Source organism: Anaeromassilibacillus senegalensis (assembly GCF_001261775.1).
Lineage (GTDB): Bacteria > Bacillota > Clostridia > Oscillospirales > Acutalibacteraceae > Anaeromassilibacillus > Anaeromassilibacillus senegalensis.
In genome coordinates, this window is record NZ_LN868536.1 from 54749 (window position 1) to 70366 (window position 15618).

At 55.6% G+C, this 15618-nt stretch carries 9 protein-coding genes; 7 read left to right on the forward strand and 2 right to left on the reverse strand.

Annotation, left to right across the window (positions count from 1 at the left end; all coding sequences use genetic code 11):
- Window positions 1–112 precede the first annotated feature (112 nt).
- Window positions 113–6460 (reverse strand): CBM35 domain-containing protein, encoded by a 6348-nt coding sequence (locus tag BN2106_RS02820; RefSeq protein ID WP_050697065.1) that lies wholly within the window; start codon window positions 6458–6460, stop codon window positions 113–115.
- A 295-nt stretch (window positions 6461–6755) separates the two neighbouring features.
- Between BN2106_RS02820 and BN2106_RS02825 the strand changes: the two genes are divergently transcribed.
- On the forward strand, window positions 6756–7412 hold the full coding sequence (locus tag BN2106_RS02825; RefSeq protein WP_050697066.1) for a DUF4830 domain-containing protein: 657 nt from the start codon (window positions 6756–6758) through the stop codon (window positions 7410–7412).
- 318 nt (window positions 7413–7730) lie between these two features.
- Here BN2106_RS02825 and BN2106_RS02835 read toward each other — a convergent pair whose 3' ends face one another.
- Window positions 7731–8732, reverse strand: a complete 1002-nt coding sequence (locus BN2106_RS02835) for an ROK family protein (protein ID WP_050697068.1) — start codon at window positions 8730–8732, stop codon at window positions 7731–7733.
- Window positions 8733–8931: 199 nt separating this feature from the next.
- On the opposite strand from BN2106_RS02835, the gene BN2106_RS02840 reads away from it, so the two are divergent.
- The 6 genes from BN2106_RS02840 (at window position 8932) to BN2106_RS02865 (ending at window position 15534) form a co-directional block, all read left to right on the forward strand.
- A complete protein-coding gene (locus tag BN2106_RS02840) occupies window positions 8932–9660 on the forward strand; it encodes a pseudouridine synthase (protein WP_195891768.1) in 729 nt (242 codons plus the stop codon).
- Between the two features lie 215 nt (window positions 9661–9875).
- The gene (locus tag BN2106_RS02845) at window positions 9876–10988 is read left to right on the forward strand and encodes an ABC transporter ATP-binding protein (protein ID WP_050697069.1); all 1113 of its coding nucleotides are present in this window, start codon (window positions 9876–9878) and stop codon (window positions 10986–10988) included.
- Between the two features lie 241 nt (window positions 10989–11229).
- Window positions 11230–12315: a PucR family transcriptional regulator gene (locus BN2106_RS02850; RefSeq protein WP_050697070.1), complete on the forward strand. Its 1086-nt coding sequence runs from the start codon at window positions 11230–11232 to the stop codon at window positions 12313–12315.
- A 319-nt stretch (window positions 12316–12634) separates the two neighbouring features.
- Window positions 12635–13324 carry a cell division ATP-binding protein FtsE gene (gene ftsE / locus BN2106_RS02855; protein WP_050697562.1) on the forward strand — a complete coding sequence of 230 codons (690 nt, stop codon included), beginning with the start codon at window positions 12635–12637 and terminating at the stop codon, window positions 13322–13324.
- Window positions 13314–14300 (forward strand): permease-like cell division protein FtsX, encoded by a 987-nt coding sequence (gene ftsX / locus BN2106_RS02860; RefSeq protein ID WP_082236340.1) that lies wholly within the window; start codon window positions 13314–13316, stop codon window positions 14298–14300. The genes ftsE and ftsX overlap by 11 nt, the downstream gene beginning before the upstream one ends.
- Complete coding sequence (locus BN2106_RS02865; RefSeq protein WP_074017388.1) at window positions 14290–15534, forward strand: murein hydrolase activator EnvC family protein; 1245 nt, start codon at window positions 14290–14292, stop codon at window positions 15532–15534. Before ftsX ends, BN2106_RS02865 begins: the two co-directional genes overlap by 11 nt.
- The last annotated feature ends 84 nt before the right edge of the window (window positions 15535–15618 follow it).

Genomic DNA, 15618 nt, shown 5'->3' on the forward strand with positions numbered 1-15618 from the left:
GGCCGTTGCCATGTAAATGCGAGTGGTTGCATTAAAAGTTTCTCTAAACGGAGCCGTTTCAAGCGCTGTTCAGCAAAGAACGGTTCCTCCCAAACAACTTGAAAGGCGTTTCTCAGACAATTGTTACAACACAGTGCCGCTGCGGTTTTTCATCAGCTGTTGCGGTGTACACGCCGGTGCTTTGGCCTGGAGTGCCAATGGCATAGACCCGGAAGTAATAATCGCTGCCGATCCGCACTGCAAACTGCGTTTTCAGGATCTGTCCATTGCCGACCGTAAAGCTCGGTGCAGTAGTACCGGAAGCCGTCATTTTAAAACAGTAGGCATGTCCGCGTGTTAAAGTGAAATCGGTAGTCGTATCGCAGTGTACAGAAGCGCTGCTACCCTGCGCAGAGACGATGCCGGAAGCGCCGTAAGAGTTGCCACGCGGCGGTAGCGATTGGCTGTTTTTATTCCCGGCGGACACCGGGCGGCCCGCGGGAACCAGGCTGTTCCGTGCGGTACGCGCGTGTTTCACCGCGCTGTCAATGGTGTCCTGCCGGCTTTCGTCCACCGTGTCATCCGTTAGAATTTGTTCCAGGTCCGCTATCGCGGCGGCCACATGCGCATAGCTTTGTTTGGTGTAGTCTGCTGGGCGAAGTTTCTTGAGCGCGTTCAATACAACTTTTAATTCGGTCTTGTCCGCCCGTTTGCGGAGTGCTGCCATTGCTTCTGTAAGCGTCTGCGCCGCCGCGTCGATCACACGCTGCGAAGCATCCTGCTCCAGGGAAACTGCTTCCTTCAGCGCTGCAAAGAAAGCTTCCTGTCCGTCCGGCAGGTACGTATCTGTCTCAATTTCCTCTGCGGTCTGCTCTGCGGCGGCAATGAGAGCGTCGAGCGCCGTCCGGTCGGCAAGGCGTTTTAACGCATATGCCGCGTCCAGAAGCGCCTGACAGGCTGCGTCGATGTCGCCCGCCAACGCCTCGGAATCGTCCATAACCGCCAGTGCTTCCTGCAATGCGCCGGCCAATGCGCTCCAGGTTTCGCTGGTAAAGTCCTCTTCGTCCAGTTGTTTCAGGACGGTGAGCAGGTCTTCCAGTGCACGCTTGTCGCCGGGTTTAAATTCCAGGTAGTGGATGGCGTGCAGGAGGTCGGTCCAAGCCCGGTCGATTTCCGCCTGTGTGGCGAGCGGGTCGTCAATCGCGTCTCTGGCGGTCTGATAGGCGTGCAGGAAGGCTTCTTGAACCTCGGGAATCAGTTGGCCTACTGTGCCATTGTCCACATAGGATTTGGCGTAATCGAAGGTCTGTTTTAAAATGGTTTTGCTCGTCAGTTCAAACAGGAAATTCAGCTGGACGGGTTTGCCCGCGGCGATAAAGTCGTAGGTATATGAGGGTTTGCCGACCAGTTCCGTTTGGCCGTTGACCGTCACGGCGCGGAACGTGCGGTCTTCCAGACGCGGCGCGAAGGTCAGGGTGAAGGTGGTTCCGCTCTCCACATCTTTTGCGGCAAACTTTCCGGTCAGGTCCGCCAGCTTCTGCGGTTCTCCGTTGACCTCCAATGAGACGTCCCTGCCGGAATAGGTTACGATAACGTCCGTTTGCGAAACGGAGTGCGGTGTCAGATCGATGCAGTCGAGCTGGGCAAAGCTGTTTTCCAGCCCGGAATGGGTAAAGGTGATGGTGTTGGTTCCCTCGCTCAGCTGAATTGTTACCTCATAGGTGTGCCAGTCGCCCCAAGAGGTTGCGTTGGGATACGAAATAAGTTGTGCATGTGCGGTGTCGCCGTTGATAAAGAATTTATGTGATGCGTTTGGAAAGGCCGTATGGCCGTCCGCTGTGACGGCCATTTGATACATCCCTGCCGATGGGGCCTCTACCGTAAAGGTAACGGTGGCATTTTCGTTGTCGATGGAGGCCACGTGTTGGCCGCCGGAGGACGTTGCACCGCTTGCAACTGCCGCGGGCGCGGTGACGGTACCTTGCTCCGCTTCATACCGCACCGTCGGATTTTCCGTTTCGACGGGCAGAACCAGGTCGATGCAGTCGAGCTGGGCAAAGCTGTTTTCCAGCCCGGAATGGGTAAAGGTGATGGTGTTTTCACCCTTATTAAGCATGATGTCGACCGGGAACTGCCGCCAGTTAAACCAGCCGGTTCCGCCGGGATAACGGATGATCTGCGCGTTTTTTGTGTCGCCATTGACGTAGTATTTGTGGGAGGCGTTCGGGAAGGAGGGGTGGCCGTCCGCAGTGACGATCAGTTCATATTTGCCGGCGGCAGGGGCCTCAACGGTAAAGGTTACGGCAGCGTCCCCATTGTCGATGGACTGAACATGTTTGCCGCCCGACGATGCCGGGTGGCTTCCCACAAACGCGGGCGCAGTAATGGCCGCATCCTCCGCCTCATAGCGGACAACGTTGTCAAGCACCGTTACCTCTGCGGAGACGGTCAGGCGGTTGCTGTTTACATAAAGTGCGGAGGGAGCCGGCGTCCCGATAAAGTTGTAGACGCCCGGCACGGACGGGTCGTAGGACGTACATCTCCAGGCGGAGATTTTTGCCGTTGTGGTCGTGGCGGGGTCTCCATAGGTGACCTCCACCTCCTGCGGCAGCTTGGAAGCGACGTCATTCAGGGAGAGGTATTTTCCAACCTGGATGCCCTCTACTGGGGCGACGCCGGTCAGCGCCGGGCGGGTTTCTCTGCCGGTTTCCTTTAGGCCGGTTTTCAGGCAGCTTTTGGCGAGGTCGTAGTCCATCTCATTGGGTTCATCCGTTGTAAGGACTCGTTCGGCTTCGGCGATTGCCTTTTGCAGGCGCGCCCAGGCCTCATCCGTATAATCGGCCTGAGAAGCGGTGCGGGCTTCGTCGAGTGTCTCAAGCAGGGGGGCTGCATAGCCTGTCAGGTCGGGGCGCACACCCGGGGTAAATACATATTCGGGGGAGTAAATGGTTTCATATGCGTCGCTCAGGCGCAGGTAATAGGAAATACCGTTTTCCAGACCGGTGACGCTGGCTTTATCGCTGGCGAATTTGCTGTTGATGCCGTATACCACATGGTCATACACGCCCGGAGCGGTTCCGTACGCAATTTTCATCTCGCTGGAAGGCCGTTTGTAGGCAAGCTGTGCGCCTTCGTATACACTGTAAACGAGGTCGTCGTAGAGTATGTCTGTGGGTTCTACCGGAACCTCAGCCGCCTCCTCGCGCTCGGCCTCCGTTAGATTTCGCACGCGGAAGGAGGAAACTTCGAACGCCTTGTTCCAGGAACGCACGCCGACTCTGCCGTTCTCATAGCGGGAATCGGTGAACTGGCAGGCCTTTTCACCGTCAATGTAGATGAGGATCCGGGCGCCGCAGGTTACAACCTTGACGGAATAGGTTTTCCCGGCCTGAATGTCGTAGGGGGTATCCTTGACTAGGTTCCAGCCGTATGCGCTGTATCCAAAGCGAACCGCGCCGCTCATCAGGCCGACATAGTAGCCGCGGTAGGAATCGGTGGTAGTACTTGCGCTTTCGTCGACGTCGGTAACGCGGAACATGATGCCGAAATCAGCGCCGCCGGCACTGTCCGTCCGCAGGTCCGCTTCAACCGCGTAGTCGGTCCAGGCTTCATCACCCGCGACAGCCTTGACGTTTCCATCGGAGGCGATCTGTATCTTGCCCTCTGCAAAGGTAACGGCGCCCGGGGTGCCGGAGGGGCTCCACAGCCTGGCGCTGGCTTCGGGATCGCTGAAGTCGTCGTAAAATTCGGCTTTCGGCACGTCTGCTTCGGAACCGGATCCGCTGGTCGTGACAGAAATTTCCTCTGACTCGACCGTTCTGCCGTTTAACAGCATGGAGAGTTTACAATAGTAAGTCGTGTTTTCCCGCAGCCCGGTAAGGTTGGCGACGTTGGTACGGAAGCCGGAGGCGGTCGTGGTATATTCGCCGCTTTCAGTGCCGTACCGCACGCGGTAGAAGCCATCCGCCCGGCTGACGTTGGTGGTCAGGCGGATGGAAGTGGCGTCAGACGCTGTCTCTGTGATTTCCGGCTGGATCAGTCGGTCAATGGGAATGATTTCAATTTGCTCAATGGTGACGCCGCTGTCCCCGAAGAAACGGATGTTGTTGTACTGCCCGTAGCCGAACTGGAATCCCTTGACCGTGGTTCCCAGCATGGAGTCCTCCTGCGCCGGCAGCAGGCCAACCAGATTGTCAATAACGACCGGTTCGCCGCCTTCGGCAAAATCGATCTCCTGGTTGTACTTTGCATTGAGATTCAGGCGCAGCCTGCCCGCGCCGCGGTAGGATATTTTCAACTGGTAGTTTTCCGCGTTGGGCACTATCACATTGTCAAACTCCAGAACCGGCTCGCCGTCCAGCGTTTTGGAATCGGCTTCCCTGGCCTTTCGGACGACGGTTTCTTCCGCATCGCCCACACGGGGCATCTGTACGATGCGCAGGCGGCTGCAGCCGTAAGGGACCAGCTCAATCTGCTCCTGCAGCGCCGGATCGGCCTGGATAGGGGAGTAGGGCGGCTCCGGAACCACGTTGTTGAGCAGCTGCCATTCCGGCACAATCTGCCCTGTGGCCCGGATGGTGACGGGGGCGTTGGCAGTGTGGAAGGGCTGCAGTGCAATCTCATCTGCAACCGTGACGTCAAACGAAGCGGATGGGTCGTCCTGATCGTAAACCAGCGCGTAGTTCCACCGGCTGGCCGGGGTTACCTCGCGGGAGGGGAACGCCTTTGTGGGAGCCACGCCGCCGGGACTCATTTTTAATACGCGCGGATCGTCCATCTCAGGGTCCGGCGTGTGCCAGTCCTCTTTTACATGGATGGTGTAGATCAACGGGCCGCGCTCCACGGCGGTGGAGTTGTTATACCAGGTGCTGGTGTGGATTTCCATTGGGAAATCGACGTCCACCGTATCGCCAAAGGCCCACTCGCGGTCGATCGTGAAATAGCCGTTGGAAAGGATTCCTTCCGCCGGTTCGCCGTTTACGGTAAAAGACGGCGATTCACACCAGTCCGGAACGCGCAGCAGCAACGGAAATTGTGCAGATTCTCCCTCATAGTGCAGCGCAATTGCACCGTCGAAGGGGTATTTGGTCTCCTGGTCAAATACAGCGGTTTTACCGTCTGCGACCTTTGCCTGCACGCGGTTGGGACCGTAGGATATGACCGCCAGGCCGTCGTCCGCCGTTGCCATCCACATGTTCTGAATAAATTTGGGCCAGCCCATGTGCATGTTGGAGATACAGCAGGCGTCGCCCGCCGGGGCCGCAAAGGCACTGCTGTTCCCGTGGTCGTGAATGAATTCATGCGCGCCGTTGGTGGCCATCATCTGGCTCTGCGCCTGGAAATAATTGTGCGCGGTGAAGTCGGGCGTATAGCCGGCGGGCAGGTTGTTGTAGGCAACCCGTTCCATGTCGTCGCCGATCCAGCTATCGCCCAGGATGCGCATGGCGACGCCGTAGGACTGCAGGCTTTCCACCACGGAACAGAGCTCAGCGCCCATATGGGGCAGGTTGTCGCGGGCCCATTCGTCTGAATTCGCCAGCCCATCCACGCGCGCGTGGTCGATGCCCATATTGAAAATACCCTCGCGGATGGCGGTACGGTCGCGCTCCGCGCCGGTAAACTGGTACTGCACCGGCGGGGATTTCATCGCCTGTGTGGTATTGACTACGTGATTGCGCACGGTGCTGTCGTGGAAAATGGTGGTCCAGTCGTTGTAATTGCCAAAGATACCGTGCGAATTTTTCATCAGCTCTTGGGCGACCTCAATCAGCCATGCGCTGGAGGCAGGATCCTCCGGATCGTAAACGCGGTTGTAATACCACAAAACAACTTCGGCATTATCTCCCGCGCGGGCGGCTGCCCAGCTGGTCACCGGATAACCGGGTAGGCGGTCGTGCTGGAACCGGAAGTATTTTTTAAAGAAGGGGAGTACCCGCTCGTCCGGTACGCCGGTATACTCGGTATATTCGTAGTAGTCGCGGATCGCTTCGATCATAATCATGCGGGGCCACCAATCCCAGCCGGCAGACGTGCCGTCCCCGTCGGCAAGGGGACCGAAAAAGCCGTTTTCGCGCTGGTGGTCTAGGCTGAAGTCGATCCACTCCATCGCTTTTTCCTGAAGCTCCGCGTCATCCAGCACGAAGGCCAGAGAAATCAGGCCGCGCGCGTAGTACGGCCCGCGCTCCCAGCCGTCCCCAGAGCCGCCGCGCCAGCCGTTGCTGCTCTTGTACATCTCGTACAGGTCGTGCATTTCCCCCGTCATGCCATGCTTTTGCAGCAGAAGCTGCTGCTTGAGCCAGTCCTTTGCCTGCACGGCGCTCATCGGCAGCTGTACGAACGGGGACGGTTCCAGGTCGCCCTGGTTGGAATAGTAATTCCGGCTCCCCACCCGAGGCGGCTCCGTGCGGGCGGCGGCGAGCCCCGTCAGGGTGCTCAGCACCATCATCAGTGCCAGAATAACGGCGGTCAATCGCTTGATCATAAATACTTCCTCCTTTTTTGTTTTATCCTCTTTTTGTCCTTATCCAGCAGGCGATACGCTGTTGTCATGTACAGTATAGAGGTCCAGTTTTCCGCTTGTATTTACAAAAATTTAGCAGGTTTATACGATATTCTGTTGAAATTCCTTTATTAAGCAACTGGAAGAATCAAATTGGGGTATTTGTTTCACATACCAGAAATTGGAAGGCCTTTTTGCGGCAGACGGCATGTTTTTGCAGTGCGGGGCATACCTATTAAGGACGAGAAAGCGGCAGGCGCCGCGGGGAGGGATCATTTTGTTTGTCTGTTCTGTAAAAGCGGGTAAGAAAAAGGTTTTTATCGTGGTGCTTGCCGTGGTGCTGGCGGTGGTGACCATCTGCTTCGCGGCGGGAAAGCTGCAGGCGAGTTCCGGCGGGGGAAGCGCGCAGTCCTATAGCTGCCAGGCGGCGACCAACGAGGAGCGCATTGCGTTCCTTTCGCAGTTTGGCTGGCAGGTTGGGCCGGAACCGTTGGAGATCAAGGAAGTCACGCTGCCGCAGGCGTTTGACGAGGTGTACAGCAGCTACAACGAGCTGCAAAAGCAGCAGGGATTTGATTTGCTGCCATTCGCAGGAAAGGTCTGCCGCCTGTGGACGTACGAGGTGACAAATTACCCGGACGCGAATCCGGTGCATGCCAACCTGCTGATCTGCGACAATCTGGTGATCGGCGGAGACATCAGCTCCACCGCGCTCGATGGCTTTATGTGTACCTTTGATACGAAGCCGGAGACCGGTTCCTCCGAACCGGTAAAGGACAGCACCAGCATGCCGGCGGAGAGTACCACCCCGGAGGGCAGCAGTGCGGCTCCGCAGGAAAGCAGCGCGGCGACGGCAGCAGAGCCGGAAGAGGCGCAGCAGACGGAAGCGGCGGTCTCTTCGGAAATTCCGGCCAATGCCTGGCCGACCGATTGAGCGAACAGTTCTTTGATCAAAAACAGGACCGGCGGGGCAAAATTTTCCCCCCCCGGCCTGTTGCCCTTTTTTTTTATTTAAGGGAGATCGAATTAATTGCGGGGTTCACCACGGCCGCGGCGGAGGTTTCTTCCAATTTTGTCGTAAAGGGAAGTTTCCGCGGGCTGCCCCCGGGAGCGGCGCAGCAGGGGGAGGCGGGGGCCTCTTCGAAAATCCCGGCAAAGCCGGGGCCGACCGATTGAGCAAACATTTTTTTAAAAAAAAACAGGCCGGGGGGGGCAATATTTGCCCCGCCGGTCCTGTTGCCTTTTTATTGTATTAAGGGAAGATCGATTCAATGGCGAGTTCCACCAGGCCGTCGGCGCAGTTCTCTTCAAATTCTGTCGTAAAGTGAAGTTCCGGCGTGCTGCCCGCGGGAATCTCCTGCGTGATATGAAACTGCGGAATGGTGTGCCGGGGGAAGAGCTCCTCCACAAAACGGCGCAGGGCGTTTGTGTCCAGCTCAATGGTGCGGTCGTGGCTTAAAACCAGATACCGCGGGTTAATGACGGAGAGAATCGCCGCGATCTGGCTTTTGACCTCGTCCATCAGGTTATCCTGCGGCGGCCAGACGTTGCATACCTCGCCGGCAAAGCCGGAAAAACCGTTGATGATTTTGCCGTTGATGATGATACCCGCACCGGGGCCGCTGTGGTTGCGGAACAGGTAAGCCATGCTTTCCTGTTTGAGGGAGACTTCAATATGCCTCTTGTAAAATCCATAGGCCATGGCGTTGACGTCGTTGCAGATTTGAATGGGCAGGTGACAGCGTTTTTCCAGCTCCTCCACGACATTGCATCCTACCAGATAGAACGGTGTGGCCATGTAAACCAGACGGCCGTCCAGAATATTGCCGGGAAGACCGATTTCCACCAGACGGATGTTGGGTAACCGGGTGCGTACGTCGCTGATCAGGTCCGCCGCTTCCAGAATGTGCGTTTCACCCTGGATGGGAATGGTGCCGGATTCCTTTTTCTTCTGTGCCAGGTTATTGACCTGATAGTACAGGCTGTCTGTGGTGAAAATCAGGATCAGCACGTGGTGGTAGTCGTAGTCCAGGCGGTATTTGTCAGAGCAGCGGCCGCCATAGGAGGTCTCCTTTCCCACTTTTACGGCCTGACCGGTTTCCACCATTTCGGCCAGAACCTTTGCGACGGTTGGATGGCTTAGTCCGGAGCCGTTGGCGATGTCCATCTTGGTACATTCCCCGTACTCCATCAAAAAACGCTTGACGAGTTTTTCATTGCTTTCGCGGATATCGGTTGCACGGATTCCTTCCATAGCAGCTAAACCCCTTTCCTGAATATACGAGTGGATGGCTTCTTTGTTGAGCCTATCGTAACACAGAGAAAACATAAATGCAATACATTTTGAAAAATAATTTTAAAAGTATTTTCAAAATTATTTTTGCGGTAAAGTTTGCTACAGAATGAGATTGTTTTTTCAGGAGAGAACCGATATAATAGGGGACAATCGAGGAATGGAAGTGATCACAATCGAACGTCTGGATAAAGTGCTGGCATCCCAGAATGTGGGGAGCCGGAAAGAGGTGGGCGCGCTGGTACGGCGCGGCGCGGTGACGGTCAACGGCGCCGTGGTGAAAAAGGCGGATTATAAGGTGGACGCGGACCGGGATGCAATTGAAGTGAACGGACAGCGCGTGCGTTTTCAAAAATATGTATACATTATGATGAATAAGCCCATGGGGGTGCTTTCCGCTGCGCGGGACGAACGTCAGAAAACCGTGGTGGATCTGCTGCCGCCGGAACTGCGGAGGCGGGGCCTGTTTCCCGCGGGACGGCTGGACCGGGACACAGAGGGCCTGCTGATCATCACGGACGACGGCGATTTTGCTCACCGGATGCTGGCCCCTAAGAGCCATGTTTTTAAACTGTATGAAGCGGAGCTGGACCTGCCCGCAACGCCGGAAGACGTCACAGCGTTTGCACAGGGGCTGGAGCTGGACGATATGACCTGCCTGCCGGCGGAACTGTTTCTGCCGGAAAACGGCGCGCGGGTGCGGGTGCGCATCCGGGAAGGCAAATTTCATCAGGTGAAGCGCATGTTCCGTGCGGTGGGCAAAACGGTGGTGCGATTAAAGCGGCTGCAAATCGGCGGCCTGGCGCTGGATCCCGCTCTGGAGCCGGGACAGGCCCGTCCGTTGGACCAGGAAGAGCTTGCCAGCATCTTTTCTGAACATCTTTCATGAAAAAATGCATTGGGATTTGTCTTTTAGCGGATTTACATAAAGTGTTTGTTGCATTTTTGGGTAAAAAACGTCTGTTAAAAGAATAGGGCTTCTGCTATGATAGGGACTATCAATCTAAAAACGGGCAAAGAATGCCCGGAAAGCTGCATGCCCAGCCGGCATTCCTGGGGGAATCCGCAGGATGGGACACCAAACGCGATGTAGGAGGTTTACATATGGCGGGCTTATCATTGAAACATATCTATAAAGTATACGAGGGCGGCGTCACGGCGGTTTCCGACTTTAATTTGGAGATCGAGGACCGGGAATTCATCGTTCTGGTCGGTCCCTCCGGATGTGGAAAGTCCACGACGCTGCGGATGATTGCCGGTCTGGAAGAGATCAGCAAAGGCGAACTCTATATTGGGGACACGCTGGCGAACGACGTTTCGCCGAAAGACCGCGACATCGCCATGGTGTTCCAGAACTACGCCCTTTATCCGCATATGACGGTTTATGAGAACATGGCGTTTGGCCTGAAGATGCACAAGACGCCGAAGGACGAGATCAAACGCCGGGTGGAGGAGGCCGCGGAAAGCTTGGGCCTCACCGATCTGCTGGACCGCAAGCCGAAGGCGCTTTCCGGCGGGCAGCGGCAGCGCGTGGCGTTGGGCCGCGCGATTGTGCGGAACCCGAAGGTCTTTCTGCTGGACGAGCCGCTCTCCAACCTGGATGCGAAGCTGCGCGCACAGATGCGCACGGAAATCAGCCGGCTGCACAAACAGCTTGGCACCACCTTTGTCTATGTAACGCATGACCAGACGGAAGCCATGACCATGGGAGACCGGATCGTGGTGATGAAGGATGGCTTTGTCCAGCAGGTGGATACTCCGCAGAATCTGTATCACCATCCGGTCAACCTGTTTGTGGCGGGTTTTATGGGCTCGCCGCGCATGAACTTCCTGCCGGTGCAGGTGGAAAAGAGCGGCGCGGGCTATGCACTGCGGTTCGGCGCCTATGCGCTGCCGGTTCCGGCAGAGAAAAACGGGGAGGACGTGCTGGCGCCGCATGTGGGCAAGGCGGTGACCTTTGGCATCCGCCCGGAGGATGTACACGATGAACCGGCCTTCCTGGAGGGCGCGCCGGACTGTACGGTGGAAGCTGATGTGGACATGACGGAGCTGATGGGTGCGGAAACCTACCTTTACCTTTCCTGCGAGGGGAATCCCATCACCGCGCGCGTGCGCCCGGAGACAAACGCCGTGGGTGGTGAAAAGCTCCGCGTAGCATTCGATATGCGCAAAATGCACCTGTTTGACAACGATACAGAACAGGCAATCCTGAACTGAATCAAGAAAAAGCCGCGTCATTTGGGTAAAAATACCTGTGGCGCGGCGCTTTTGATGTATAAATCGAATTTTTTAGGACCAGAATAGGATTAAGTTGGAAATCCAGCGGCATTTTTCACAAAAATATTTTTTATTTTGTGATATATAGTTGAAATGTTCCTCAACTTTATGTAAAATATATGTAGCCATTGTGAAATAGGAAAAGAAAGATTAGCAAATATAGATAAAGTGAGGGAAAAGCATGTCAAACAGGCTATTTCAAGGGGTTATCCATCAGATGCGCGACGCCATCGACAGAACCATCGGTGTGATTGACGAGACATCCGTCATCATCGCCTGCAGTGAGCTGGGGCGCATCGGGGAAGTCAACGAAAGCATTACCGCAGACGTCCTGGCAGCGCCTGGAACGTTCGTGGTAAACGGATACACATATAAATCCTTTGGCAGCCGGCCCAGACCGGAGTATGCCGTCTTTGTATCCGGCTCCGACCCGGAGGCAGGCCGCTATGCGACATTGCTTTCGGTCTCTCTGAGCAGCATCAAGCAGTACTATGATGAGAAGTACGACCGCAGCAACTTCATTAAAAACGTCATCCTGGACAATATTCTTCCGGGAGACATCTACCTCAAGGCGCGGGAGCTCCGCTTCAATTCCGATGTAAGCCGCGTCTGCATGCTCATCAAGATCACCAACAAGTCCGATATTTCCGCATACGACGTGGTGCAGAACCTGTTCCCCGACAAGAACAAGGACTTCATCATCAATATCAACGAGACGGACATTGCGCTGGTCAAGGAAATCCGCACCGGCATCGAGCCGAAGGACCTGGAAAAGCTGGCGGGCTCCATTGTGGACACCCTGTCCAGCGAGTTCTACACCCACTGCGTTGTGGGGATCGGCACCACGGTGACCGGGATCAAAGACCTGGCCCGTTCCTTTAAAGAAGCACAGGTTGCTCTGGAGGTCGGCAAGGTGTTCGACACGGAGCGTTCCATTGTCAGCTACGACAACCTGGGCATCGCGCGCCTGATCTATCAGCTGCCGACGACCCTCTGCGAGATGTTCCTGAAGGAAGTTTTCAAGCGCGGTTCCATTGAATCCCTGGACCATGAGACGCTGTTTACGATCCAGCGCTTCTTTGAGAATAACCTGAACGTTTCCGAGACATCCCGCAAGCTGTTTGTCCACCGCAATACGCTGGTGTATCGTCTGGAGAAGATTAAAAAGATTACGGGCCTTGACCTCCGCGAGTTTGAGGACGCCATTGTCTTTAAGGTGGCGCTGATGGTCAAGAAGTATCTGTCGTCCAATCCGGTCAAATTCTAAGAAATATCCGAATTCGGCAATAATTTGTAAAAATTACAAAAATATTACAAATTATTTCCAATTAGGAACAATAAAAATAGCGCCCATTGGTATTATGTAAACGTCCCAATGGGTGCTATTTTTGTGTGCATTTTAAAGGACGCCGGCGGTTTATCGGCGGGCTTTATTTTCGTTGGGAATTCTGAACGGGAATGATTGGCGTTGTGCATAACGCTTTTGAGTGGATCCGGGAAAAGTCCGGAGAAGAATGAGCGCCGGTGCAGATGCGCTGTACCGCACGCGCAATGAGGCTGAGAAAAAAGGTCTTGGGAGAGATTTGATGATAGAATTTAAAAATGTAAGTAAAACTTACAGCAATGGAACGCACGCGCTGCGCAATGTAAGTTTGGAGATTCCCGACGGAGAGTTTGTCTTCATCGTCGGTTCTTCCGGTGCGGGCAAAAGTACGTTTTTGAAGCTGATTATGTGTGAGGAAACGCCGAACGAAGGGGAGATCATCGTCAACCAGACGCGGCTTTCCAGCCTGAAACGGCGGCAGATCCCGTATCTGCGGCGCAAAATGGGCATCGTATTTCAGGATTTTCGGCTGATTGATACTATGAGCGTCTACGACAACGTGGCGTTCGCCATGCATGTCATCGGCGCGACACAGAGCGAAATCAAGAAACGCGTGCCGTACATATTGAGCCTGCTGAATTTGCAGGATAAGGTAAAATGCCGGCCGACGGAGCTTTCCGGCGGCGAACAGCAGCGTGTGGGGCTGGCCCGCGCGCTGGTCAACAACCCGAAGCTGATCATTGCCGACGAGCCGACGGGCAACATCGACCCGGCGCTGTCGTTTGAAATTGTCGATCTGCTCAGCGAGATCAACCGCAGAGGAACCACCATTCTGATGGTGACCCACGAGCATTCGCTGGTCAAACACTTCCACAGGCGCGTGGTGGAAATCCACGACGGACAGATAGTGGCGGATACTGCCGCGATGGAGGTGCAGCAGGATGCGGAATAAATCGATTAAAAAAACAACGGGCAGCTCCGCACGGACAAGCGGCGGACGGGGGAAGGCCTCCGGTTCCCGCATGGCGAGCCTGCAATATTTGCTGAAAGAGGGCGTCCGGAACATCTGGAGCAACCGGACCATGAGCTTTGCTTCCATCGGCGTGCTGGTTTCGTGCCTGCTGCTGACGGGCGCGGCGATCCTGTTTTCCATGAACGTGGACGTGGCGATGAAATCGCTGGAGGGCAACAACTCCACCACGGTTTATCTGCAGGAGGGACTTCCCACCCTGACCAGTTTGCAGGTGGGGCAGGAGATCAAGAAGCTGGACAATATAGAGGACTGCGAGTTTGTCTCCAAAGAGGATGCAGTCCAGAATATGCTGGATATGCTGGGGGACGACGGGACGGTGCTTTCGGGCCTGCTGGGGGATGAAAACTTCCTGCCGGACGCGTTCCGCATCTCGGTGAAGGATCTTGCGCTGTACGACGAGACGGCGGCGGAGATCAAGGCGATCAATGGCGTCGACGAGATTATCGACTACTCCGACATCGCGGAAAAGCTGATGAGCATGGACAACCTGGTGACCACGGCGGGCTTCTGGGTGATCCTGATGCTGAGCCTCGTTTCGCTGTTCATCATCTCCAATACAATCCGCGTGACGATGTTCTCGCGGCGGCTGGAGATCAGCATTATGAAATCCGTGGGCGCGACAAACTGGTTTGTGCGTGTGCCGTTTATCGTGGAGGGCGTAATTATCGGCTTATTCTCCGGCGGCGTTGCCAGTTTGCTGCTCAACCTGGTCTACAGCAAGCTGATCGAATCACTGACCTCCATCCCGGTGTTTTCCCCGGTGGACATTGGCCCGATCTCGTGGGAAATCACCCTGGCCTTTGTGCTGACCGGCACACTGTTCGGTGCGATCGGCGGTCTGATTTCTCTGGGTAAGTATCTGAAGAAAGAAGGGGGAGACGTCGTTGGCTTCTAATAAGAGATGGGTGAAAGGCCTGGTTGCCCTGGTGCTGGCGTTCAGTGTGTTCTGCATGCCGGATACATTGCAGCTCCACGTGGGCGCGGCCTCCTCCGATAAACTCTCTTCCCTGCAGCAGAAGCAGCAGGATCTTAAAAAACAGAAGAATGAGCTGGCGAAGCAGCAGGCGGCCACCAATCAGAAGCTGGCCAATTTAAAGGCGGACAAAGCCAAGCAGCTGGAATATAAAAACGCGCTGGATGAGCAGATGAACAATCTGCAAAGTCAGATCAGCGTGCTGAATCAGCAGATTTCCACGCTGGATCAGAATATTACGGAAAAAACCGCGCAGATCGCGGATAAGCAGAAGGACATCGATTACAATTACGAGCAGCTGAAAGAGCGCCTCTGCGCACTGTACAAGACGGGCGAAGCAAGCAGCCTGCAAATTTTGCTCAATTCCGAAAACGTCATGGATTTGGCAAATAAGACACACCTGCTCAAGATCATCACCGAGCACGACACGGAGCTGATCAATACGCTCAAGGCGGAGATGCAGGCGATCGCAGACGAGAAGGCGGAAATTGAAGAAAACCGCAAGGAGGTTGCGGCGGCGAAGACCGAGCTGGACGGAAAGCGCAATGAGCTGGGCATGCTGGAGAGCGAGGCGCAGAAGGTGCTCAGCGAGATCAGCGCGAACGAGCAGGACGTGCAGTCGGAAAGCAACGCGCTCGCCGCGCAGCAGAAGAAGATACAGAAGGAAGAGGCCGCGGCAGCGGCGGAGATCGACAAATGGTGGGCCGATTACTATGCGTCGCAGAAAAGCGGCAGCAGCAGCGGCGGCTCTTCCGCACCGCTCTCCTATGTGGGTGGAACGTTCACTTGGCCGGTGCCGGGGTACACGCATATTTCCTGTAACTACAGCAGCGGACACAAGGCGATCGATATCAACCGCACCAACGGGCGCAGCATCTCCGGTGCTTCCATCGTGGCGGCGAACGGCGGCACCGTGGTGAAGGCGGAGTATCACTACAGCTATGGCAACTATGTGATGATCGACCACGGCGGCGGGTATTCCACGCTGTATGCGCATGCCAGCAGCCTGGCGGTGAGCAAGGGCCAGAAGGTAAGTAAGGGCCAGACCATCGCTTATGTGGGCAGCACCGGCAATTCCACCGGCCCGCACCTGCATTTTGAAGTGCGCGTCAACGGCGTGCGGAAAAACCCGTTTAACTGGTTCTCCGCGGGCTGAACCGGCGATAGGAAAGAGACAAATACAAAAGGGACTGTTGCAGCGATACCGAATGCGACAGTCCCTTTGCAAAATATGGGGTAA

Coding starts and splice junctions, on each gene's coding strand:
- BN2106_RS02820 (WP_050697065.1), bottom strand. CDS start 6,460: ATGATCAAGCGATTGACCGCCGTTATTCTGGCACTGATGATGGTGCTG.
- BN2106_RS02835 (WP_050697068.1), bottom strand. CDS start 8,732: ATGGAAGGAATCCGTGCAACCGATATCCGCGAAAGCAATGAAAAACTC.
- BN2106_RS02840 (WP_195891768.1), top strand. CDS start 8,932: ATGGAAGTGATCACAATCGAACGTCTGGATAAAGTGCTGGCATCCCAG.
- BN2106_RS02845 (WP_050697069.1), top strand. CDS start 9,876: ATGGCGGGCTTATCATTGAAACATATCTATAAAGTATACGAGGGCGGC.
- BN2106_RS02850 (WP_050697070.1), top strand. CDS start 11,230: ATGTCAAACAGGCTATTTCAAGGGGTTATCCATCAGATGCGCGACGCC.
- ftsE (WP_050697562.1), top strand. CDS start 12,635: ATGATAGAATTTAAAAATGTAAGTAAAACTTACAGCAATGGAACGCAC.
- ftsX (WP_082236340.1), top strand. CDS start 13,314: ATGCGGAATAAATCGATTAAAAAAACAACGGGCAGCTCCGCACGGACA.